Genomic DNA, 21,875 nt, shown 5'->3' with positions numbered 1-21,875 from the left:
ACTCCCCCCTAATAAAAAGTGCTAATATTCCGAAAAAACATCTTACAAATTGATCTCGAATTACATAATCGGATGTTAGCTAAACTATATTTTCGACATAATTCATACCAATCCTCTATGAATTTGAAATTTCTTGGGAAATTTTTTCTGATTATGTCGAATAGGTATCTTTTACATATTGTAGGTGGAGATTGAGGAATGCTATGAGGGAAATGGAGGGGTGTTATGAAACGGTTCATAGTAAGCGTTGGTACAATGTTAGTCGTATTTTTATGTTCAACCATTAATAGTAGCGCAGAAAATAATGAATTTAAAATTGCTTTTATTCGTCATCATGACCTCTGGATTAAAGTTGATGGAAAAGAAAAACAACTTACAAAAGGAGAGTATATAACAGGGCCAAAGTGGTCTCATGATGGAGAGTGGCTGGCATATGTAAAAGGAAAGAAACAAAGTAATCTTGAGTTATATCGGCTAAAAGATGGAAAGAAAGTTACGCCGTTTCACTCAGAAGTATCAAATTATCAATGGTCACCAACAGAAAATATAATTGCATTTATATTTACAGGTACATTACATACCTTCGAGGTAGAAAAAAAGAATGCAGATTTTGAAAATGTATCGGCTGGTGTAGGTGATTATGCATGGTACCCGAATGGAAAGAAGTTTCTTGTATCTTCTGAAGCACACTTACTTCCAACTGGATGGACAGGAGCACAGCTATATGAAGTGCAAAAAGATGCCCATATGAACCCTCATAAAATGAAGCATTTGTATGCATTGCCAAATGAACATGATGATTTCCTAGCGCTAGTTGCAAGTGGCTTTAAGTGGTCACCAGATCAAAAGTGGATTTCATTTTTAGCAGTACCGACAGCTTCATGGTCAGCTGATAGCAATACGCTTTGTTTAGTTCGTGCAGATGGTAGTCGTTTTGAAAAGGTAGATCAAATGTTATTAAACACACAATGGTTCAAATGGGCGCCAGCCAACAATATATTGGCCTATATTGAAGGAAGTGGGAGAGTTGCGTTAGAGAATAAACATTTAAAAGTAAAAGAACTGCCAGCACTTCAGCAGAACACATTTACGCCGCAAGGATATGTTGATTGGGATTTTACATGGAAGAACGATAACATAATTATCGTCTCTCGAGCAAAAGAGGGAGGATTTGAAACATTGCCAGAAAAAAGGCCACTACCATCTTTATATGAGGTTGATAGTACAAGCAATGTACAGCATCGAATCACAAAGCCACCTCATAAGCAGGGTGATTATCATCCAATCTTTATGAAGAAGAGCAATCAATTAATATGGATACGTTCAGACCGTAAGAAAGCAGATGTATGGCTTGCTCATAGAGATGGAAAGCATGAAGTGAAGTGGATTGAAAATATAGATGTACCAGAGTGGTATTATGAGAAATGGAATTGGGGAAATGTCATCTCGGTAAAAGAAGAATAAAAAATGTGCCTAAAAGATAATTTTAGGCACATTTTTTTATTGGTTATTTATGCGTTTTATTTGGCTTTTTTTTCGCTGGGTTTCCGTTTCCCTGACGTTTTCTATTTTGTTCATCTTTTGCTTGTTTTTCATGCAGCGTATCTAAAAAATCATTCGAGTTACTCATTTTTCTATCGCTCCTTTCATTTCGTCCTAATTACTATAACCATTTAGGAGGACAATCATGAGATAAAAAGTTAAGCGCTTAGTTTTCTTCGGTAGTATATGTAAAATATGCCATACGTAATAAATAGCATAAATAAAATTTGTAACTCTACATTTTCTTTTAAAATAGTTGCGATAGAAGATGGTAAGTAAGGTGATGTATTGTTTGTTTCTACACCTAACCATTTGTTTAGGAGGTTAATGGTACAAAACATAAAAACACCGGACCAGCTTGCAATAATTGCTTTCTGTTTAATTTTTGTTTCCCGTTCATCATCTGTAATCCAAGGATTAGCAGTTTTATCGCTGCTAAAAAATCCGTTTATATATCCCCATATAATCATGCCAATTAAGATGGTTATCCATTTCATATGTATGATTCCCCTTTCTCCTGTAAAAAGTATTTTACATATACAATTGTAATATTTCCTAATTTATTATGTCAAATCTTTTTTACATATTGCTTTTTCTTATAGCAGGAATAAAGGATCAAATAGGGAAGAAATATGTGAGAGAATTTCATAGTGAGAGGAGGATGGGCATGAAACTCGTCTTTGTTCGGCACGGTGAAGGAGAACATACAAAAGATTTGCCAGCAAGTTTACAAAGGTTGAATCCATCATTAACAGATGAGGGAAGGAATCAAGCTAAATTACTTCAATGCAATGTACCCTTGCAAGAAACGGATATATTAATCGCTAGCCCTACACTTAGAACTTTGCAAACGGCGGCGATATGGAGTGAGAAGGTAGCTTGTCAAAAAATTGTCCATCCATATGTATCCCCGCGTATTTTTCCTTATCGAGAAGGAGCGAAAACATTACCATGTGATCACATAGTAGATCAGGGAATAATAACAAATTCATTTCCACATTTTTCGATAGAGAAAAACACAAATCAGCAGTTATGGAAGGAAGGTATAAATACTATTTCAGAACATAGCTTTCAGCAAATAGTAGATGAATTTCTTCTTTTTTGTTATGAGCTAGGTGCGGAAAGAGTTTGTATTGTATCTCACGACGGGACAATTACAGCATATAGGCAATATTTACAGAAGGTCGTTTTAACTAGAGCTGATTTTTTGCAAGAAACGGGTATATATGAAATGGATGTATCCTTTAAAAGTCTAATTGGTGAAATCTAATTATAGGATGGAGGGTGTATGTTGAATGTTGCACTAGTAGTTGGTTTTAATTCGGATTTAGAGGCGCAATCAATCCGAGCATCACTTGAGTATTTTGGGGCGAAAGTTATAACGTACTGGATTGGTAGGCCGAAAGAGTTCATCGATATTCTTTCTGGAAAGGGTTTATATAATGATATCGATTATGTTGTCTTTTGCTTTCATGGTGAGGAAGGAAAATTTGTCATGGAAGAGTTAGGTGAAGATATATATGAACAAGATGAACCGCGGGGATACTTTGGTTCAGCAGAAATTTATAAATATGCAAAATTGCATAATGTAAATATTGTAAATAGTGGTTGTACGTTAGGGGAGCGAAAATTAGCAGAATCTTTCTTACGTAGTGGCGCAAAATCGTATATTGGATCAATAGATTATGTAGATGGGAATGCAGCACTTATGTTTACAATACGCTTATTTTACGGGCTTATTAACCATGAAAAAACGTTAGGAGAGGCTTTTGAAGAAGCACGGTTAATTGATAAAGAGACACATACATTTCAATTATATAAGTAGTGTGAAACACGTTTATTCTATATTCGAATAAACGTGTTTCACATTTAACTCACATTTTTTTTACATTTTCTTCAATGAAAACCATTATCACTTATGGTATGATATGTTCAAGTTTTTACAGGTAATAAAAGTTACTATATAAACGTTAGTTTTTAATGTTTCATACACATGTCACGAATTATTCATAATTAACGTTTGAAAAATAAGTAACTAATGTTATTATATTATCTGTAACTAACTTAATTACAACTTTAGGAGGAAGATATGGTTATTCAATTTTTAAGAGAAAACAAAGCAGTTTCTTTTGTGTTAGCGGTAATTCGAGTGTATCTTGGTTACACATGGTTAATGGCTGGAATCGGTAAACTACAAGGAAAAGGATTCGATGCAACTGGTTATTTACAAGGTGCAATTGAAAAATCTAAAGGAGCACAACCGGCTGTTCAATCTTGGTGGGCATCATTTTTACAAGATTTCGCAATTCCAAACGTTGATCTATTTAATACACTTGTAACGTGGGGAGAAATTTTAGTCGGAATTGGTTTAATTGTAGGATGTTTAACAAAAACAGCGGTCTTTTTCGGTCTTGTAATGAACTTTTCCTATATGTTTAGTGGGTCAATTGGTGTGAATCCTGAAATGGTTATTCTATCAATGTTCGTTCTAGTTTCTGGTATGAATGCTGGTAAATTTGGAATAGATGGTTTCGTTATTCCGAAAGTATTAGGTTCAAAAACTCAAAAACGCCAAAAGCAAGCTGCTTAATATATGAAAGCGGGTATCTCAAAATGAGATACCCGCTTATTTTTCAGTTATTATAGGGTTTTTGTCAAAGAATTCTTTTACATACCCTACAAACTCCTGTGGTTCCTGACGAAATGGTGCGTGATAACCTTTTTCGATAATATGGAAAGTACTATTTTTTAAAAATTGATGGTACGTTTCGCCCTCTTTCCAAGAAACGCTACTATCATTTCTTCCCCATATAATTAAGGTTGGTTGTTTTATTTCATTTGCATTAATTTGAAGACGTCTAGGCCATAATTTCATTTTATTGTAATGCTCTTCATCATTACGTTTAAATCTCACTTTGCTCTCATCATAATCTGCAATGGCAGAAACGGTATTTAAATCAGTCGACAACTGTGGTCTTGGTGATCCTTGTTTATTAACGAGTGTATGAGGACCGCCCGTAGCATCAGTTAAAATAAGGTGTGTAACGGATTCTGGATATAAATATGTTAAATTAAGAGAAATTTCTCCGCCCATTGAGTGGCCCAATATTGCAAACGAATCGTAACCTAGTTTTTTCATTAATTTATAATACAAATTTGCATGAGTCGGGAAAGAATAATAAAAATCCATCGGCTTAGATGAGCGCCCGAATCCTAAAGCATCTACAGAAATAATTGTATGATCTTTTGCTAAGTCTGAGTAAATCTTTTGAAAACCATCTGACGATCCTCCAAATCCATGGATCATAAGTAAAGGTGGTTTTTCATTACCAATCTTTTTGAAGTAAATGGTTTGACCATCTATTTCTACCATTTTTTCCTCGGTAGCTAGTTTTGCTGTAAGTGTATTTTTAACTTGTTTTACTTGTTCTACTGGCTTTTCTGCTGCACTACATCCTACTAATAGTGTAAGAGTAAGACAACCTACCATAAAATAGCTAAATCGCTTCAATTAGGTGTCCCCTTTCTAACATAACGCTGTATCTATCATAGCAAATAGCATATTACGATTTCCAGGAAGTTCGCTACCATTTTTTATCATAAGAGGTGAAAGGAGCGTTTCTTGGAAATCTTCTATTTGAAGAAATTTGCGAAATGAAAATTGTGAATGTGGGACATCAATTCTTACTGTGCCATTCCAACATTCACATATCTTTTGTAGTAATTGAATAGCATCTTCTTCTCTTTTGGCGATAAGTGGATTGATACATAATATACTATCTTTTTGTATGCATAAGGAAAAAGCTTCTATACAGTTATGTCTCTCAATTTTAAAAGAGTGGCTCGTTCTTGGTAATAGTAATGAATAAAGTAAAGAACGATCGGCACCAGTTGTAATTTGATCGAGGGAAATAAGCGATATAAGATCTTTTTCTTCTATTTGTTTTGTATGAGTGATATGTGTCTTAGTAGTTTGTTTTTCAAAACGATGAATCGTCGTTATTGTTTGAAATCCGCATGATGTATAAAGAGGCTCGCCAGCTTTTGTTGCAATAAGTGCAATTGGTTGTTTTGTAAGAGTGTGTTCTAAGCAGTGATTAAGCAAAATACGCCCGATGCCTCGGCCTTGAAAATGAGGATGGACGATTAACATACCAATAGTAGAAAACCTATCTTTAAAAGGAAATGCGCCTCCAGCTGCAATCAGTTTATTTTCATGCATATAACCGACAAGTGTACCGAGAGAAAGGTACATTTCGAATTGTTTTTTCATAAATGCTTTATTTTGTAACCATCCAATAGATTTGCAAAGGTCGAGTAAATCAAAAATAAAAGTTTCATCTAGCTTTATTATTTTCATACATGTTCACCACGTTTCTATTAATTTTCATAAAAGTAGATTGAAAATGTTAAATAAGAGATTTACGTTAAATGAAATCCAACTTGTTTATATTTTGATTGTAAAGGAGAAGATGGTTGATATGAAAAGACAAAGTTATACAAATTATAACTGATATTTACATAAGTTAACAAAAAATTTACATATAACTAATTTTCTCTTAACAGTCTTCTATTAAATTTGATAGTGGGAAATGAATAACCTAATTAGGGGGACAAGACAGTGAAAAAGTTTGTGAAAAAAGCATGGCCATTTGCAGTTGTGGCGTCGTTAGCAGTTACTTCGGTAGCAACATGGAATTTTACACGTTCTAGTGAAGTGAGTGCAGATGAGAGCGGAAGCAATGCAAAGATTAAAAATGTCATTGTATTAATTGGGGATGGTATGGGCCCTTCATATATGACGGCTCACCGTTATATGAAAGATAATCCAAAAACTTTTGAGATGGAATCTACAGAGTTTGATAAACATCTTGTAGGAACACAAAAAACATATCCGGAAGATGAACATGAAAATATCACAGACTCTGCATCTGCAGCAACAGCTATGTCAGCAGGAATTAAAACATATAATGCGGCAATTGCAGTTGATAACGATAAAGCAGAAGTAAAAACTGTTCTTGAACAAGCGAAGGAAAAAGGGAAATCGACAGGATTAGTTGCTACTTCTGAAATTACACATGCAACACCAGCTGCTTTCGGTGCGCATGACATTAGTCGTAAAAATATGGACGCAATTGCAAATGATTATTTTGATGAGAAAATTAAAGGGAAGCATAAAGTAGATGTTATGCTTGGCGGCGGCGTAAAAAACTTTGTTAGAAAAGATCGCAATCTTACAGAAGAGTTTAAGAAATCTGGTTATAGCTACGTAACAGATCGAGATCAATTGTTAAATGATAAAAATGATCAAATCCTTGGTTTATTTGCACCAGGCGGTTTAGATAAAATGATTGATCGCACTGATAAAACACCTTCATTAGAAGAAATGACAAATGCAGCAATTGAGCGTTTGAACAAAAATAAAAAAGGTTTCTTCTTAATGGTTGAAGGAAGTCAAATTGACTGGGCAGGACATGATAATGATATCGTTGGCGCAATGAGTGAAATGGAAGACTTTGAAAAAGCATTTAAAGCAGCGATTGAGTTTGCGAAAAAAGATAAAAATACGTTAGTCGTTGCAACGGCAGACCACGCTACTGGTGGATTATCTTTAGGTGCAAATGGTGAGTATAACTTTAAAGTAGATCCAATTAAAGCTGCAAAACGCACACCAGACTTTATGGCAAATGAGATTGCAAACGGTGCGAATGTAGAAGAAACATTGAAAAAATATATTGATTTACAATTAACACCTGAAGAAATTAAAGCGGTAAATGATATTGCTCCTTCAAAAGATGTAACAAAGATTGATAATGCGATTGAAGATATTTTCAATAAGCGTTCGGTTACAGGATGGACAACAGGTGGACATACAGGAGAAGATGTAAACGTATATGCATTTGGCCCTGGTAAATACTTGTTCTCTGGCGTTCAAGAGAATACAAATATCGCTAAACGTGTCTTTGATATTGTTGGCGGTGGCGACCCGAATAAAGGAAGACGCTAATTAGAAACGAAAGTGAGGCGAAATGCCTCACTTTTCTTTTTAGGAGATGGGAAGATGAGAGCTTTTTTCATAGGGATATTATCCTTTCTAATAGGTGTATTATTGCTAGTTGGATGTCAATCCAAAGAGAATCAGATAGAACAAAAAGCTACTACTACAAAAGCTGAAGGAAAGGTACAAATAACGAAAGAAGAAGAGAAAACGATTCAAGGTGTGATAGAGAAATTTGTACGGACGACAAATGAAAAAAATCTTACTGAACATATGGAGTTATTTTCAAAGAACATGCCTAGTGCTGAAGACTTAAAAACGCAAAAAGAAGCAGCTTTTCAAAAGGGAAATAAAAAAATTGAATTGGAACATATAGACATAAAAGCTAGTAAAGCAGGATATGTTGTTGTTGAAACAAAAGAAAAGGAAATAGAAGGAGAGGTCACTATTCAGAAGAAAGTACAGTATGCACTTGGAAAAGAAGAGGATGGCTGGAAAATTGAAGAGGTTCGCACGATAGAGAAGAAATAAAGTGAAACTTTCCGTAAATAGCGCAAAAAAGGTTCTCATTGGCGAGAACCTTTTTTTATAGTGGTAACATAATTTGATCTGAGCATGCTTCGATATCATCAATATCTTGGCGAATGGTTGCCATTTTATTATCGAGATCTTCAGCTTTCATTGCTGCATCATGTAGTTCATCTTTTAAATACTCAGGTATTTTCCCCTCATATTTATAATAAAGTTTATGTTCTAAACTTGCCCAAAAGTCCATTGCAAGCGTACGTAATTGAATTTCTGCAAAGACTTCTTTTGTACCAGAATTTAGTGATAAAGGGTATTTGATAATCATGTGTAAACTTTTATAGCCATTTTGTTTTGGGTTAGCGATATAATCTTTTACTTCTATGATTTCCATATCTTCACGCTTTTGAATGACATTTTTTAAATGATAGATATCTTCTACGAAGCAACATGTAATACGAATGCCGATGATGTCTTGTAAATGCGTTTGCGCATTTTCAACTGTCGGTAATAAATTTTTACGCTCAAGTTTTTTAATAATACTTTCAGGTTGTTTTAATCTTGTTTTTATATGTTCAAACGGGTTGTAATCCTCTAAAAATTGGGCTTCCCGGTTCATAATTTCAAATTTAGTTTTTAACTCTTCTAAAGCAAATGTATATGGTAGTACAAAAGCTTTCCAGTAGTTAACTGTTGATTGATTATATTCCATTTATATACACACCTTTTCCTATTTACAAGTGAGGTTGTTATTATACTAAACACCAAATCATGTAGGCGCAAGCAGCAAATGATGAGATCATAAAACGATATTTAGTTTTCATATTTTCAACTCCTTTCAAATAAAATTTTATATAAATAAACGTGATTGTTAATAAGTTCACTATGTACAGTTTCTATAGTAATAGATTCGTGTGAATTTCGTATGAACTAATTGTTTCAGCTTTTTGTCTTTTTTTGCAATTGACAAATAGAATGAAGTTATATAATATATAAATCGTAATCATTACGATTTAGTTTGCGATCTTTAAAAGAAAGGAGAATTACATATGCGTGTAAATATTACACTAGCTTGTACAGAGTGCGGTGATCGTAATTATATTTCTAAAAAAAATAAACGAAACAATCCAGAGCGCATCGAACTAAAAAAATATTGTCCACGATTAAAGCGAGTAACGTTACATCGTGAAACGAAGTAAAAGACTAGAGATATCTCTAGTCTTTTTTCGTTTATCCCGCTATTTGCCGGGCAGTAAGGCCTTTATCTCAAAATTCAGCGAAAGCAAAGAAGGGAGGTGGGGGTCTTACTGCCCGTAAAATCCCGATTGGTGAGGGCTGATTATAGTTTCACTTTATATTTCTTTTGTTTGTTATAATTACCTTAAATTGTAATAAAGGGAGCGGTATGATGAATCAAAAAGATAAAGAAAGAAAAGAGCAAGTGGCTCATATTATGGACATTCCAGATGATTATAGGCTTGTTGTAGATGATCAAGAAGGTGTGGATGACCCATATCATCTATTATGGTGGGAACATAAAGGGGATGGGGAGAGAACGATACAGATTACGTTGAATAGACATACTGGTAATTTAATTGACTTTAGGATAGAGGATGAAAAAGCTTTTTCGAGCGGTAAGGAAGCGATAGAAGAGAATAAAGCAAGAGAGGTTGCAAATACATTCTTAAAAAAATATACAAAAGAAGGATATGAATTTTATACATATGTAACTGTTAAGGATGATTGGCGCGGTTGGAAAGAAGTAAATTATATGCAAGAAGTGAATGGCTATCCATTGCCGAATACGGGGTGTGTTGTGCAAGTACATCCATTAGGTGATGTGATGCATTTTCATTATAATGGACAAAAAGCTATCGAGAAAAAACCGTTATGGCCAAGTGATATTGTTGAGGAGAACGTCGTCTTAGAAAATTTGAAGGCTAGACAAGATATGAGACTTGCATTTGTAGATTTAACACACTCCTCATGTGAGTATGAAAATGGAGAAGAAGTAAAAGGGTACCATCTTGTATATGAACCAGAGCCTAGTCATGCATGTATTGATGCAAGTACAGGTAAAGATTTATATGGGCCAGAACATTATAAATTACCACCAACAGTAGTTGTTGAAAAAATAGAAAAAGGTAGCCGGCAAGATGACATATTCGAATTATTTGACTGGGATAAAGAAAGTTTTGCAAAAGTAGATGAGACGGAAAATAATTATGAAATAAGGATGAAATTTGTTCCGAAAGAGGAATTACAAAAACAGAAAGAAGAAAAGAATCCATATTTAATGAATGAATTCTTTAAAAAGCATTTACCGATGTTAAAATATAATAATTTGATTGGTATTACGGTTGACAAATTAACCAATGAATTAATTGGCTTTATAAAACTGACAGAAGATAAAGAAGCAAAACAAATACTGTCTAGAGAGGAATGTTTACAAAAAGCAATTCAATTTTTAGAGTGTGTTATTCCGGATATCACACAATATCTTCGTCTTTGGGAGGAACGTGAAGAAGCAGAAGATGGGGTTGAAAGATTTAACTTCTCCGTATATGTGAATGGTATTCCGACAGAGTATAAGCACTTTATGATCAATATCAACGCGGAAAATGGTGCTGTGATGCACTACTCTGGAGAGTCTAGCAATTTTATAAAAGAATTGCTCACATACGAAACAACACCAAAAGTAACAAAGGAAAAAGCGTTAGAAATATACAGAAGGGCTATGCGAGTTCATTTAGAATGGTTTTTAGAAAATGAGGTAGAGGAAACAAATTACGAACTATTGTATAAACAAACAACGGATGAAAATCATAAAGAATCCTTCGACTGTAGTCGAGAAATTCGTTATATTGATGCGCATACTGGTGAGAAAATTTGGAGCAAGTAAAATAAAAAGAGTTATTTTTCAAAGAAAATAACTCTTTTTATTTTTATAATTTGCCTGTTCGTTTTTCAAATGTAAATGTGATAGGAAGGTTGGAAGGAGAACTATCACTTTTAAATGTTACTTTCCATTCTTTAGAGTGGGCTTTAATTTCGAAATCAAGAAGATTCATTGCTCTACGTTTATCTATTTCTAAAAACATATTATGAATTTCTGGTTCCTGCTGTAAATTAAGAGCCTTTAGTGTGACTGTTAATGTGAAAAAATCTCGCCCTTCATATACTATTTTTGATATTTTTGTTTTTTGTGTATTTAACAGTATATAAAAACGGTCTGATGGAGTTAATTGTACAGAGTCATCAGTAATTTCATCCTCCATATTATGAAGTTCAACTAAGAAAGATGTACTATGGGAAGAATCTTTTTTGCTTGTAATCTGTAATTCAGTAGGAATCATCGGTATTTCATAAAAATCATTCCTTATTATGTTGTTGTAATCCTCCGAAAATTTACGGACTTCTTTTGGGAAAGAGTCTTCTTCTTGTGTATTTAAAAAAGTTTTATATTGTTTTGGAATTTTTTTACTAAACTTTAATGTTTCTTTAAAGTAATAATTGGATCCAGTTAAAAATAAAAAACTACAAATTAATAAAAAAATTCGATAGGGATTTTGAAAGTGAAAGAACAATAGTATACATGTAATAAATCCAATTACATAGAAAATAAAGATAAGTAGTTCTAATTTTGAGTGAAAGGAGAAACCATAGTTATGAAAAAATTTCATTCCAATTATAATTTGAGCTCCAAAAAACAAGGAAATTCCAAATTGAAAAAATAATAAATCAGGCCCTCTCTTAATAACAAAAGTAATGAATGAAATGAAAAGTAAAAATACCCCTAAATAAATTGTTACATTTAATAATCGATCTAATGTGAGCATGAATAGTGTCCCCTTTAATAGCATATTCATATATAAATAACAATTTTATATAATTATAATATAACAATAAAATATTTTAAATGTTGGAAGTGGTGAGTTTTATAAATAAACTGTACAGACACAAACAACCTCATGCCCACATACACTTAGTAAAGACCACTATTTTGGCGGAGGTGAAAGGTTTGAGTCTATTCGCCGCAATTGGATATATGGTTCGAGAAGTGTTTGTTTTTGTTTCTTATGTGAAGAACAATGCGTTTCCGCAGCCATTATCATCAGACGATGAGAGAAAGTACTTAGAGTTAATGGAGCAAGGTGATGCTCAAGCGAGGAATCTGTTAATTGAACATAATTTACGGCTTGTAGCTCATATCGTTAAAAAATTTGAAAATACAGGGGAAGATGCAGAAGATTTAATTTCAATTGGTACAATCGGGCTCATTAAAGCAATCGAGAGCTATTCGGCAGGAAAAGGTACAAAACTTGCGACGTACGCAGCACGCTGTATTGAAAATGAAATTTTGATGCATTTACGTGTATTAAAGAAAACGAAAAAGGACGTTTCACTTCATGATCCAATTGGGCAAGATAAAGAGGGGAATGAAATATCGCTTATTGATATATTAAAATCAGAGTCTGAAGATGTAATTGATATGATCCAGCTTAGTATGGAGTTAGAAAAGATTAAAGAGTATATCGATATTTTAGACGAACGAGAGAAAGAAGTAATCGTGAAGCGTTTTGGACTGGGGCTTGATAAGGAGAAAACGCAACGAGAGATTGCGAAGGCACTTGGTATTTCCAGAAGCTACGTATCAAGAATTGAAAAGCGCGCTTTAATGAAAATGTTCCATGAATTTGTAAGAGCAGAGAAAGAGAAAAAAGCAAAAGAATAATGTACATTACAAGCAGCCGTATTTTAAAATGGGCTGCTTTTCTTTTTGGAAATAAGGAAAGAAAAAGAGTTGTGTTCAGAAGAAATCCATGTTCACTGTTGAAAATGACGGATTCTATCTGTAATATTAGAAGGTGCTAAACAATTTAAGAATGATACCGTACTTAGTTTTCTGCATGTATAATATGGCGGTTCTATATGATATGTGGGAATAAGAACTAATTTTACATATGATATAGAAGGAAAAGAAGGGGAAGCTAAAGTTATAGACTGATTAGGAGGTTCCGCAATTTGCGACGTACATTATATCGACTTATGATCGAACTTACAAATGGTCGTTTTACTTCTTATATATTACGTAAATTTGCACAATCTCGTTTGAGCTCTATCATTATTCCATCGTATGCGAAAGTATTTCAAATTAATCAAGATGAGATGGAAAAGGGTTTGAAGGAATATAGAACATTGCATGAATTATTTACACGTAAGCTAAAAGAAGGAAAGCGTAGTATTGATACAGATGCATCGAGTATCGTTAGTCCTGTTGATGGTGTTTTTGCTGATCACGGTCCTATTGAGGACACAAAAACATTTGATATTAAAGGCAAGCGTTATTCGATTGTGGATATGCTAGGTAATGAAGAACGTGCACAGCGATATGCAGGTGGTACATATATGGTTATTTATTTAAGCCCAAGTCATTATCATCGTATTCATAGTCCGCTTTCTGGTTCTGTGACTGAAAGATTTGTACTCGGTAGAAAATCATATCCGGTAAATGCAGCTGGTATGGAATACGGGAAAGAACCATTGTCAAAAAACTATCGCTCCGTTACAGAAGTGAATAGTGACGGTGAACATATGGCGCTTGTAAAAGTAGGAGCTATGTTTGTAAATAGTATTGAGCTGCTGCATGAAAGAGACACTGTTCAAAAAGGTGAAGAAATGGCATACTTTACATTCGGTTCAACAGTTGTGTTATTGTTTGAAAAAGATATGATAGAAGTAGTGCAAGAATTGAAGAGTGGGCAAGAGCTTCGCCTTGGTGAAAAAATTGCTACTCGATTGGCTCATAAGTAAAAAAGATTTTATAACTGTAAGCAAGATTTATGGACAAAGATGCGTAATGATGAAATTCCCTAGATGGGAGTACTTGTTTATTCGAGAGCCATCGCAGGATGGCTCTTTTTACAAGTTAGTTAATTAAAATTCCACTTTATATGTAATCAAGACGATTTAACAAGCTTGTCCTCTAATGAGCGTCTAATAATTTCTTGTTTTATAAGTAAAATGAAGTCGGGATTTAATTTTAGTTCTTTTGCTTTATAATAAGACTCAGTGAGTAACTCAGTAGATAACTGTTCCATATGTTTTGTTTTCAAGGTGAGTCACCTCCTAATAATATAAGGATTGATTCGTTGTTGCATTTAATGTACCAAAAAAATATGACAGTCACAAACGAGTGGTTATCCACATACCTAGGTGGATAAAATGTGTATAGATTGTTAGTAAATTCCAAATTAACTGAAATATTAATGTGGAAAATGTGTACAATTTTATCCACAGGCCATATATCGAAATATGTTGTCGAAAAATTTTTATGAAAACTCCTCAAAGAGGTGAAAGAAATTGAAACTATTTTTACCAAATGAATATGTGAAAAATGTATATCATGTTCAACCAGAAGATTTGAAGAAACGTGGAATTAAAGGTGTTATTACTGATTTAGATAACACTTTAATTGAATGGGATCGTCCAAATGCAACGCCACAACTTGAAGAATGGTTTTTGAAAATGAAAGAGCAAGGCATTCAAGTAACGGTCGTTTCAAATAATAATGAGCAACGAGTGAAAGATTTTGCTGATCCATTAGGCATTCCATTTATTCATAGTGCGCGTAAGCCATTTGTTCGTGCGTTTAAGCGTGCGATACGAGAGATGCAGTTGCAACCAGATGAAGTTGTAGTAATTGGGGATCAGTTACTGACAGATGTGCTAGGTGGAAACCGAGTTGGACTGCATACAATTTTAGTTGTACCAGTAGCACAAACAGACGGATTAGTAACGCGCTTTAATCGAAAAATTGAACGAAGAATTATGAGAAACATGAAGAAAAAAGGTTTAATTAACTGGGAGGAATAAAGTTTGACTGAAACAATTAAATGTATTGGTTGCGGTGTAGAAATTCAAACAGAAGATAAAAATGAAGTGGGATATGCTCCTGCCTCATCTTTAGAAAAAGAACAAGTAATTTGTCAACGCTGTTTCCGATTGAAACATTATAACGAAATTCAAGATGTCTCATTAACAGATGATGATTTCCTACGTATTCTAAACGGTATTGGAAAATCGGATGCGTTAGTAGTTAAAATTGTAGATATTTTCGACTTTAATGGTAGCTGGTTACCTGGCTTACATCGTTTCGTGGGAAATAATAAAGTATTACTTGTTGGGAATAAAGCTGATTTAATTCCTAAGTCAGTAAAACATGATAAAGTAAAGCATTGGATGCGCTATAGTGCAAAGCAGCTAGGATTAAAGCCAGAAGATGTCTTTTTAATTAGTGCAGCGAAGGGACAAGGGATTGCTGAGCTGGCAGATGCGATTGAGTATTACCGCGGCGGAAAAGATGTTTACGTTGTTGGATGTACAAATGTAGGGAAATCAACATTCATTAATCGTATGATTAAAGAATTTAGTGATGAGACTGAAAATGTAATTACAACATCTCATTTCCCAGGAACAACGCTTGATTTAATTGATATCCCGTTAGACGAAGAATCTTCTTTATATGATACGCCAGGTATTATTAACCACCATCAAATGGCTCATTATGTTGGAAAACAAAGCTTAAAGCTTATTACACCAACAAAAGAAATTAAGCCAATGGTATTCCAATTAAATGAAGAACAAACATTGTTCTTTAGCGGATTGGCACGTTTTGATTACGTAAGTGGCGGTCGTCGCGCATTTACTTGTCACTTCTCAAATCGTTTAACAATCCATCGTACAAAGCTTGAGAAAGCAGATGAATTGTATAAAAATCATGCAGGGGATTTACTAAGCCCGCCAACACCAGAAGAATTAGAAAATATGCCAGAGCTAGTGAAATACGAGTTTAATATTCGTGAACCAAAAACGGATGTTGTATTCTCTGGATTAGGATGGGTTACTGTGAACGAACCGGGAGCAAAAATTGTTGCACACGTACCAAAAGGAGTAAGTGTTTCATTGCGTAAATCTTTAATTTAATATGGAGAGGGATTTATGAAACAATTATATGGTGTAATCGGAAATCCAATTGGACATTCATTATCACCCGTTATGCATAACGATGCATTTGAACACTTGAATATGGATGCCCATTATCATGCCTTTCTTGTTAAAGAGGAAGTGCTAGGGGAAGCAGTAAGAGGTTTAAAAGCGTTAGGTATTTCAGGATTTAATGTAACAACTCCGCACAAAGTTGCGATTATGGATTATTTGGATGAGATTGACCCGCTAGCAAAACAAATTGGTGCAGTAAATACGGTGGTTCATAAGGATGGGAAATTGATTGGCTACAATACAGATGGAATTGGTTTTGTCCGAGCATTGCAGTCCATTAGTAGTGAACCACTTCAAGAGAAACGTATTTTATTGCTTGGCGCAGGTGGTGCTAGTCGAGCTATTTATTTTTCACTTGCTGATGTAGGTGTGAAAGAGATTGATGTAGCGAATCGTACAGTAGATAAGGCGAAAGAACTTATTACTGCATGTACGGCTACTGTTCATTCTGTTGCTTTATCGTTAGAGAAAGCAACAGAAGAACAAGAGAATTATGATATTATCATTCAGACGACAACAATAGGTATGCATCCACGTGTCGAACATACGCCGTTACAAATTTCTTCGTTGAAAAAGGGAACGATTGTATCAGATATAATTTATAATCCATTTGAAACTAAAATTTTATGTGAGGCGAAAGAGCAAGGTGCAATGATTCAAAATGGTATTGATATGTTTGTTTATCAAGGAGCGCTTGCATTTGAAATGTGGACAGGGCGCACGCCAAATATCGAACGAATGAAACAATTAGTTATAAGAAAGCTTGGAGGCTAACATATATGTTAACAGGAAAACAAAAAAGATTTTTACGTGCACAGGCACATCATTTAACACCAATTTTTCAAGTAGGAAAAGGCGGAGTAAATGAAAATATGATTAAACAAATCGCAGATACTTTAGAAGCTCGTGAGCTATTTAAAGTAAGTGTGCTACAAAACTGTGAATTCGATCGCCGTGAAGTTGCGGAAGAACTTGCAAAAGGTGCACGTGCGGAAATCGTTCAAGTAATTGGAAGCACAATCGTTTTATACAAAGAGTCAAGAGAAAATAAACAAATTAAGCTTCCTCGATAAAAAGATTAGCATGCGCTATTTTTATCGTTGATGCGTAATGATGTAGAGAGCGAAACCAATTGAACTTTTATTAATAGCAACTCTCTTCTGTTAGGAATGAAGAGAGTTGCTGTATGTAAAAGGAAGGGGCGTTTCTTTTGAGGAAAATTGGCATCATTGGCGGTACATTTGATCCGCCACATTATGGACATTTGCTCATTGCAAATGAAGTATATCATGCTTTGAATTTAGAAGAAGTATGGTTCTTACCGAACCAAATTCCGCCGCATAAACAAGGGCGGAATATTACAAGTGTAGAAAGTCGCTTACAAATGTTAGAACTTGCGACTGAGGAAGAGGAACATTTTTCTATTTGTTTAGAAGAGCTAAGCAGGAAGGGCCCATCTTATACGTATGACACTATGCTACAATTAACGAAGAAGCATCCGGATGTGCAGTTTCACTTTATTATTGGTGGAGATATGGTTGAGTATTTACCGAAGTGGTATAACATTGAAGCGTTACTTGATCTTGTAACGTTTGTTGGGGTTGCAAGACCGGGTTATACATTGCATACACCTTATCCTATCACCACTGTGGAAATTCCGGAGTTTGCAGTTTCTTCATCTTTATTACGTGAGAGATATAAAGAGAAGAAAACATGCAAATATTTACTTCCTGAAAAAGTACAGGTATATATCGAGAGGAATGGGTTGTATGAATCGTGAGGAAGCACTTCATATTGTGAAACAACAAATGCATGAAAAACGTTATATACACACAATTGGTGTAATGGAGACGGCAATTGAACTCGCTAAATTATACGGTGTGGATGAAAAAAAGGCTGAAGTTGCAGCTATATTCCATGATTATGCGAAGTGTAGAGCGATTTCAGAGATGGAAGAGATCATTAAAAGTGAAGGTTTGCCGAAAGATTTACTTTGTTATAACAAAGAGTTATGGCATGCACCTGTTGGGGCATACTTAGTAGAAAAAGAAGTAGGTATTACAGATCCTGAAATCCTGCAAGCTATTACATATCATACAAGTGGTCATGAGAAAATGACGATGTTAGATAAAGTAATTTATGTAGCTGATTATATTGAGCCTGGGCGAAAGTTTCCAGGGGTGGAGGAAGCTCGTAAACTCGCATATACGGATATAGATCAAGCTTTATTATTTGCGTTAAAGAGAACAATTCAATTTTTAATGGAAAAAGATCAAACGATTTATCCATTAACATTCCAAACATACAATGCAGTTATCAAGGAGGAAATGAGTAAATGAAAGATAAAGATTTATTAGTATTAGCAGCAAAAGCAGCTGATGATAAGAGAGCAGAAGATATGGTGGTCCTAAATATGCAAGGTATTTCACCAATCGCAGATTATTTCATTATTTGTCACGGTAACTCAGATAAGCAAGTGCAAGCAATTGCACGTGAAATTAAAGCGAAAGCACACGAGTTCCAAATCGACGTACAACGTATGGAAGGTTTTGACGAAGCTCGCTGGGTATTAGTTGACCTTGGAGATGTAGTTGCTCATGTATTCCATAAAGATGAGCGTAATCACTATAATTTAGAGCGTCTATGGGGCGATGTGCCACGTGAAGATATTACAGAAGAGTTAGGCCAATGAACTACGAGCAATTTGCGTTGCTGTACGATGAACTAATGAATGATGTCCCTTATGATAAATGGGTGGAATTCACAGAGGAAAGCTTGCAGCAAGCGGATATGAAAGAGGCAAAGATTCTTGATGTAGCATGCGGTACTGGTAATGTAACGCTTCCGCTTATACAAAAGGGTTACGATGTAATCGGTGTCGATCTTTCGGAAGAAATGTTAGCAGTCGCACAGCAAAAACTAGGCGAGGCAGGATATTTTATTCCTTTTTACCAACAAGATATGCGGGAGCTTGATGTTCCAGGTGAGTTTGACTGTGTAACGATCTTTTGTGATTCATTAAACTATGTATTGCAAGAAGATGGAGTGCAAGAAACATTCCGAAGAGTGTTTCATCATTTACGTCAAGATGGTTTGTTTTTATTTGATGTACATTCTTTATATAAAATACATCATGTATTTCAAAATGAAACATACACAGTGAATGGAGAAGAAATATCTCTTATTTGGAATTGCTTCCCTGGTGAAGATTCAAATAGTGTAGAACATGATTTAACATTCTTTGTTCAAGACCCAGAAGAAGATGTGTACCATCGTTTTGACGAATGTCACGTACAACGTGCATATCCGGTTGAAGAGTTAACGAAATGGCTTGAAGAAGCTGGTTTTACAGTGCTTCGTGTAACTGGTGACTTTGAGCGACTTGAAGTTACAGAACAAACAGAGCGTATTTTCTTCATGGCGAAGAAAAACGGATAAAACAAAAGCAACCGAGAAGGTTGCTTTTGTTTTGTGAAGAAGCTGTAATTTTAGTTCTAGGATAATAAGAAAATGACATACGTGAATTGTGAAAATGCTAGTTTAAGTAAAAATGTAATGTGAAAAATTAAGTATTTATAAAAAGGATTTGGAATGACGATGACGTATTTATTATGTGTGTTTATTGAATTGCTGATCAACGCATTTTAAATCTTCATCAAATTTCTCGTGTGTCCGCTCGATTAATTTATGAAACATATCTCCAACATGTTCTTCTAAAACCTGAATACCTTCTCCTGTAACGCCGCCTTTCACACATACTTTTTCTTGTAAAGTAGGCAATGTGAAAATTCCTTTTTCGAGTAGTTTCCCCATTCCAACGACCATTTCACTTACTAAAGTAGTGGCTTCTTCATGTGTAATATTTGTTTTATCTACAGCAGCATTAATGAAACATTGTAATAAATAACTAAAGAATGCAGGGCCGCAGCTTGCTATATCAGATGAAACGCGCGTTATATCTTCTTCTATTACAAGGGGAGTAGAAATGTTTTTGAATAAGCGAAATAGTTTTTGTTGCCATTCTTTAGAGCAGTTACTTCCAAATGTAAATAGTGATGCGCCGGATAGGGCGCGGTTTGTAATGCTCGGAATAATACGAGCAACATGGCAAGGTACAAGTGTCTCTAATTGTGATGGAGATATTGGACTTGTGATAGAAACTAAGCACTTTTCATCAGAAAAATGTTCGGCGTATTTTTGTAAGATTGGGTATATATCTATCGGCTTTACACAAATAAAAATAAGATGTGATCGTTCGATTACCTCATCAATAGTTTTGGCTATATGAACAGAAGGGTATTTTTCCTTTATATGATATGCTTTGGCGGGCGTTCGATTAATGATCGTAAGGCACGAAGGTTTGGTAGCACGGGTTTCTAAAAATGCATCGATTAGTATATTCCCCATGTTTCCTGTCCCTATAATTCCTATGTTCAATGTTTCATCCCTCCTTCGTAACAGCTTTCTCCTAAACAATATGAATGATGTTATAAATTTATGATTAGAGGTGAAAAATGATGTGGGATTTTCCAAAGAAATGGTTAGGATTAGCAGCTATTATTGGAACTGTGCTTTTTCTTCTTTTCTGGAAAACGAACGAGCATACAGAGCGATCAGCTATTGCAACGGATGTTCAAGCGAAAGATATAGAGAAGAAAAGTAAACCGAAAATATCGGATACAAAGCAGCAGAAAAAAATAATTGTAATTGATATGAAAGGGGCTGTTGTTAAAGAGGGGGTGTATGAAATGAAAGAAGGGGACCGGGTCAAGGATGCCATTGAAAAAGCAGGTGGTTTTTTGCCTGAGGCAGATAGGATGAAGGTAAATTTAGCGCAAATGGTACAAGACCAAATGCTTCTTTATGTACCGAATAAAAACGAACAAGTGCAAGAGGTAGCTGCTGTTTCAAAGGGAGAGGGAAAAGTTCAAATAAATGCAGCTTCTAAAGAACAACTTGAAAAAATTACAGGTATTGGTTCTCGGAAAGCAGAAAGTATTTTGAAATATCGAGAGGAACATGGTCCGTTTCAAAAAATAGAAGATTTGTTAGAGATTGATGGGATTGGTGTGAAGTCTTTGGAGAAAATAAAAGATCAAATTATTATTCCGTAAAAGATTGACGAAGTTTTTCTTCATTCGCTACACTACAAGTAGACGAAAAAGTAGGTGAAGAATATGGAACGAATTTCATGGGATCAATATTTTATGACGCAAAGCCATTTGTTATCTTTACGTAGTACATGTACAAGGCTTGCAGTAGGAGCGACAATTGTTCGTGATAAACGAATTATTGCTGGTGGATATAATGGTTCAATTAAAGGTGGCGTACATTGTATAGATGATGGATGCTACGTTATTGATAATCATTGTGTTCGTACAATTCATGCAGAAATGAATGCTTTATTACAGTGTGCAAAATTTGGCGTGAAAACGGAGGAAGCGGAAATTTATGTTACGCATTTTCCTTGTTTACAATGTTGTAAGGCGATTATTCAAAGTGGTATTACAGCAGTTTATTATGCACAGGATTATAAAAATCATCCGTATGCCGTAGAGTTATTTGAAAAAGCGAATGTAACAGTGAAACACGTTCCGCTAGAATACGATATTGCAGCATTAGAGGATCAAAAGCGTCATATGGAGTTAAAAGAACTATTTGCATCTTTAGAAAAAGAGAACTTATCAATGGAAGAATTACAGCATGTATTCACGAAAGCAAAAATGATGCTATAAGGAGTGAGTATGAG

At 34.7% G+C, this 21,875-nt stretch carries 28 protein-coding genes; 20 read left to right on the top strand and 8 right to left on the bottom strand.

Annotation, left to right across the window (positions count from 1 at the left end; translation table 11 throughout):
* Nucleotides 1-225: 225 nt before the first annotated feature.
* Nucleotides 226-1,464 carry a TolB family protein gene (locus ACTFSI_RS04140; protein WP_000819450.1) on the top strand — a complete coding sequence of 413 codons (1,239 nt, stop codon included), beginning with the start codon at nt 226-228 and terminating at the stop codon, nt 1,462-1,464.
* Between the two features lie 43 nt (nt 1,465-1,507).
* Here the strand turns inward: ACTFSI_RS04140 and ACTFSI_RS04135 are convergent, their stop codons facing one another.
* Nucleotides 1,508-1,630, bottom strand: a complete 123-nt coding sequence (locus ACTFSI_RS04135; RefSeq protein ID WP_000071861.1) for a DUF4023 domain-containing protein — start codon at nt 1,628-1,630, stop codon at nt 1,508-1,510.
* Nucleotides 1,631-1,700: 70 nt separating this feature from the next.
* Nucleotides 1,701-2,039, bottom strand: coding sequence for a hypothetical protein (locus ACTFSI_RS04130; RefSeq protein WP_000871279.1), 339 nt, complete (start codon nt 2,037-2,039; stop codon nt 1,701-1,703).
* 68 nt (nt 2,040-2,107) lie between these two features.
* Here ACTFSI_RS04130 and ACTFSI_RS04125 point away from each other — a divergent pair, with 68 nt between their 5' ends.
* The 3 genes from ACTFSI_RS04125 to ACTFSI_RS04115 all read left to right on the top strand — a co-directional run bounded on the left by ACTFSI_RS04125 (nt 2,108) and on the right by ACTFSI_RS04115 (nt 4,132).
* Nucleotides 2,108-2,812 carry a histidine phosphatase family protein gene (locus ACTFSI_RS04125; RefSeq protein ID WP_138321079.1) on the top strand — a complete coding sequence of 235 codons (705 nt, stop codon included), beginning with the start codon at nt 2,108-2,110 and terminating at the stop codon, nt 2,810-2,812.
* An 18-nt stretch (nt 2,813-2,830) separates the two neighbouring features.
* Nucleotides 2,831-3,367 (top strand): delta-aminolevulinic acid dehydratase, encoded by a 537-nt coding sequence (locus tag ACTFSI_RS04120; protein WP_044793769.1) that lies wholly within the window; start codon nt 2,831-2,833, stop codon nt 3,365-3,367.
* A 264-nt stretch (nt 3,368-3,631) separates the two neighbouring features.
* Entirely contained in the window at nt 3,632-4,132 is a 501-nt protein-coding gene (locus ACTFSI_RS04115) for a DoxX family protein (protein WP_000236600.1), read from the top strand.
* A gap of 36 nt (nt 4,133-4,168) precedes the next feature.
* Here the strand turns inward: ACTFSI_RS04115 and ACTFSI_RS04110 are convergent, their stop codons facing one another.
* Both ACTFSI_RS04110 and ACTFSI_RS04105 read right to left on the bottom strand, forming a co-directional pair.
* On the bottom strand, nt 4,169-5,053 hold the full coding sequence (locus tag ACTFSI_RS04110) for an alpha/beta fold hydrolase (RefSeq protein ID WP_000819829.1): 885 nt from the start codon (nt 5,051-5,053) through the stop codon (nt 4,169-4,171).
* Nucleotides 5,054-5,068: 15 nt separating this feature from the next.
* Nucleotides 5,069-5,902, bottom strand: coding sequence for a GNAT family N-acetyltransferase (locus ACTFSI_RS04105; RefSeq protein ID WP_000691515.1), 834 nt, complete (start codon nt 5,900-5,902; stop codon nt 5,069-5,071).
* Nucleotides 5,903-6,163: 261 nt separating this feature from the next.
* Here ACTFSI_RS04105 and ACTFSI_RS04100 point away from each other — a divergent pair, with 261 nt between their 5' ends.
* Together ACTFSI_RS04100 and ACTFSI_RS04095 are read left to right on the top strand one after the other, a co-directional pair.
* The gene (locus ACTFSI_RS04100) at nt 6,164-7,549 is read left to right on the top strand and encodes an alkaline phosphatase (protein WP_000714935.1); all 1,386 of its coding nucleotides are present in this window, start codon (nt 6,164-6,166) and stop codon (nt 7,547-7,549) included.
* 54 nt (nt 7,550-7,603) lie between these two features.
* On the top strand, nt 7,604-8,071 hold the full coding sequence (locus tag ACTFSI_RS04095) for a hypothetical protein (RefSeq protein ID WP_001201006.1): 468 nt from the start codon (nt 7,604-7,606) through the stop codon (nt 8,069-8,071).
* Between the two features lie 55 nt (nt 8,072-8,126).
* On the opposite strand, the gene ACTFSI_RS04090 is transcribed toward ACTFSI_RS04095, so the two are convergent.
* Entirely contained in the window at nt 8,127-8,777 is a 651-nt protein-coding gene (locus tag ACTFSI_RS04090; RefSeq protein WP_000456224.1) for a GTP pyrophosphokinase, read from the bottom strand.
* A gap of 337 nt (nt 8,778-9,114) precedes the next feature.
* On the opposite strand from ACTFSI_RS04090, the gene rpmG reads away from it, so the two are divergent.
* Nucleotides 9,115-9,264 carry a 50S ribosomal protein L33 gene (gene rpmG, locus ACTFSI_RS04085; RefSeq protein WP_001265617.1) on the top strand — a complete coding sequence of 50 codons (150 nt, stop codon included), beginning with the start codon at nt 9,115-9,117 and terminating at the stop codon, nt 9,262-9,264.
* Nucleotides 9,265-9,473: 209 nt separating this feature from the next.
* Entirely contained in the window at nt 9,474-10,967 is a 1,494-nt protein-coding gene (locus ACTFSI_RS04080) for a YcdB/YcdC domain-containing protein (protein ID WP_440045240.1), read from the top strand.
* Nucleotides 10,968-11,010: 43 nt separating this feature from the next.
* Here ACTFSI_RS04080 and ACTFSI_RS04075 read toward each other — a convergent pair whose 3' ends face one another.
* Nucleotides 11,011-11,904: a hypothetical protein gene (locus ACTFSI_RS04075; RefSeq protein ID WP_044793773.1), complete on the bottom strand. Its 894-nt coding sequence runs from the start codon at nt 11,902-11,904 to the stop codon at nt 11,011-11,013.
* A gap of 182 nt (nt 11,905-12,086) precedes the next feature.
* Between ACTFSI_RS04075 and sigK the strand changes: the two genes are divergently transcribed.
* Entirely contained in the window at nt 12,087-12,800 is a 714-nt protein-coding gene (sigK, locus tag ACTFSI_RS04070) for an RNA polymerase sporulation sigma factor SigK (RefSeq protein WP_000051382.1), read from the top strand.
* Between the two features lie 290 nt (nt 12,801-13,090).
* Nucleotides 13,091-13,879 (top strand): phosphatidylserine decarboxylase, encoded by a 789-nt coding sequence (locus ACTFSI_RS04065; protein WP_001254997.1) that lies wholly within the window; start codon nt 13,091-13,093, stop codon nt 13,877-13,879.
* Between the two features lie 146 nt (nt 13,880-14,025).
* Here ACTFSI_RS04065 and ACTFSI_RS04060 read toward each other — a convergent pair whose 3' ends face one another.
* On the bottom strand, nt 14,026-14,181 hold the full coding sequence (locus ACTFSI_RS04060; RefSeq protein ID WP_000850094.1) for a sporulation histidine kinase inhibitor Sda: 156 nt from the start codon (nt 14,179-14,181) through the stop codon (nt 14,026-14,028).
* Nucleotides 14,182-14,428: 247 nt separating this feature from the next.
* Here ACTFSI_RS04060 and ACTFSI_RS04055 point away from each other — a divergent pair, with 247 nt between their 5' ends.
* From ACTFSI_RS04055 to ACTFSI_RS04020, 8 genes are all read left to right on the top strand, one after another.
* Nucleotides 14,429-14,941: a YqeG family HAD IIIA-type phosphatase gene (locus tag ACTFSI_RS04055; protein WP_000765311.1), complete on the top strand. Its 513-nt coding sequence runs from the start codon at nt 14,429-14,431 to the stop codon at nt 14,939-14,941.
* Between the two features lie 3 nt (nt 14,942-14,944).
* Nucleotides 14,945-16,051 (top strand): ribosome biogenesis GTPase YqeH, encoded by a 1,107-nt coding sequence (gene yqeH, locus ACTFSI_RS04050; protein WP_000140795.1) that lies wholly within the window; start codon nt 14,945-14,947, stop codon nt 16,049-16,051.
* 15 nt (nt 16,052-16,066) lie between these two features.
* On the top strand, nt 16,067-16,900 hold the full coding sequence (gene aroE, locus ACTFSI_RS04045) for a shikimate dehydrogenase (RefSeq protein ID WP_044793776.1): 834 nt from the start codon (nt 16,067-16,069) through the stop codon (nt 16,898-16,900).
* 5 nt (nt 16,901-16,905) lie between these two features.
* A complete protein-coding gene (gene yhbY, locus ACTFSI_RS04040; protein WP_000955224.1) occupies nt 16,906-17,199 on the top strand; it encodes a ribosome assembly RNA-binding protein YhbY in 294 nt (97 codons plus the stop codon).
* Between the two features lie 137 nt (nt 17,200-17,336).
* On the top strand, nt 17,337-17,906 hold the full coding sequence (gene nadD, locus ACTFSI_RS04035) for a nicotinate-nucleotide adenylyltransferase (protein ID WP_001226058.1): 570 nt from the start codon (nt 17,337-17,339) through the stop codon (nt 17,904-17,906).
* On the top strand, nt 17,896-18,465 hold the full coding sequence (yqeK, locus tag ACTFSI_RS04030; RefSeq protein ID WP_001078246.1) for a bis(5'-nucleosyl)-tetraphosphatase (symmetrical) YqeK: 570 nt from the start codon (nt 17,896-17,898) through the stop codon (nt 18,463-18,465). The genes nadD and yqeK overlap by 11 nt, the downstream gene beginning before the upstream one ends.
* The gene (gene rsfS, locus ACTFSI_RS04025) at nt 18,462-18,818 is read left to right on the top strand and encodes a ribosome silencing factor (protein ID WP_000653200.1); all 357 of its coding nucleotides are present in this window, start codon (nt 18,462-18,464) and stop codon (nt 18,816-18,818) included. Before yqeK ends, rsfS begins: the two co-directional genes overlap by 4 nt.
* On the top strand, nt 18,815-19,564 hold the full coding sequence (locus tag ACTFSI_RS04020; RefSeq protein WP_001105566.1) for a class I SAM-dependent DNA methyltransferase: 750 nt from the start codon (nt 18,815-18,817) through the stop codon (nt 19,562-19,564). Before rsfS ends, ACTFSI_RS04020 begins: the two co-directional genes overlap by 4 nt.
* 171 nt (nt 19,565-19,735) lie before the next feature.
* On the opposite strand, the gene comER is transcribed toward ACTFSI_RS04020, so the two are convergent.
* Nucleotides 19,736-20,563, bottom strand: coding sequence for a late competence protein ComER (comER, locus tag ACTFSI_RS04015; RefSeq protein ID WP_275893769.1), 828 nt, complete (start codon nt 20,561-20,563; stop codon nt 19,736-19,738).
* Between the two features lie 77 nt (nt 20,564-20,640).
* Between comER and ACTFSI_RS04010 the strand changes: the two genes are divergently transcribed.
* Both ACTFSI_RS04010 and ACTFSI_RS04005 read left to right on the top strand, forming a co-directional pair.
* Nucleotides 20,641-21,240, top strand: coding sequence for a helix-hairpin-helix domain-containing protein (locus ACTFSI_RS04010; protein ID WP_070806850.1), 600 nt, complete (start codon nt 20,641-20,643; stop codon nt 21,238-21,240).
* A 63-nt stretch (nt 21,241-21,303) separates the two neighbouring features.
* A complete protein-coding gene (locus ACTFSI_RS04005; RefSeq protein WP_000439783.1) occupies nt 21,304-21,861 on the top strand; it encodes a ComE operon protein 2 in 558 nt (185 codons plus the stop codon).
* Nucleotides 21,862-21,875 lie beyond the last annotated feature (14 nt).

Source organism: Bacillus cereus group sp. MYBK101-2, assembly GCF_051918845.1.
Lineage (GTDB): Bacteria > Bacillota > Bacilli > Bacillales > Bacillaceae_G > Bacillus_A > Bacillus_A paranthracis.
The sequence above is the reverse complement of the archived record's forward strand: the minus strand, read 5'-3'. Positions and strand labels throughout refer to the sequence as shown.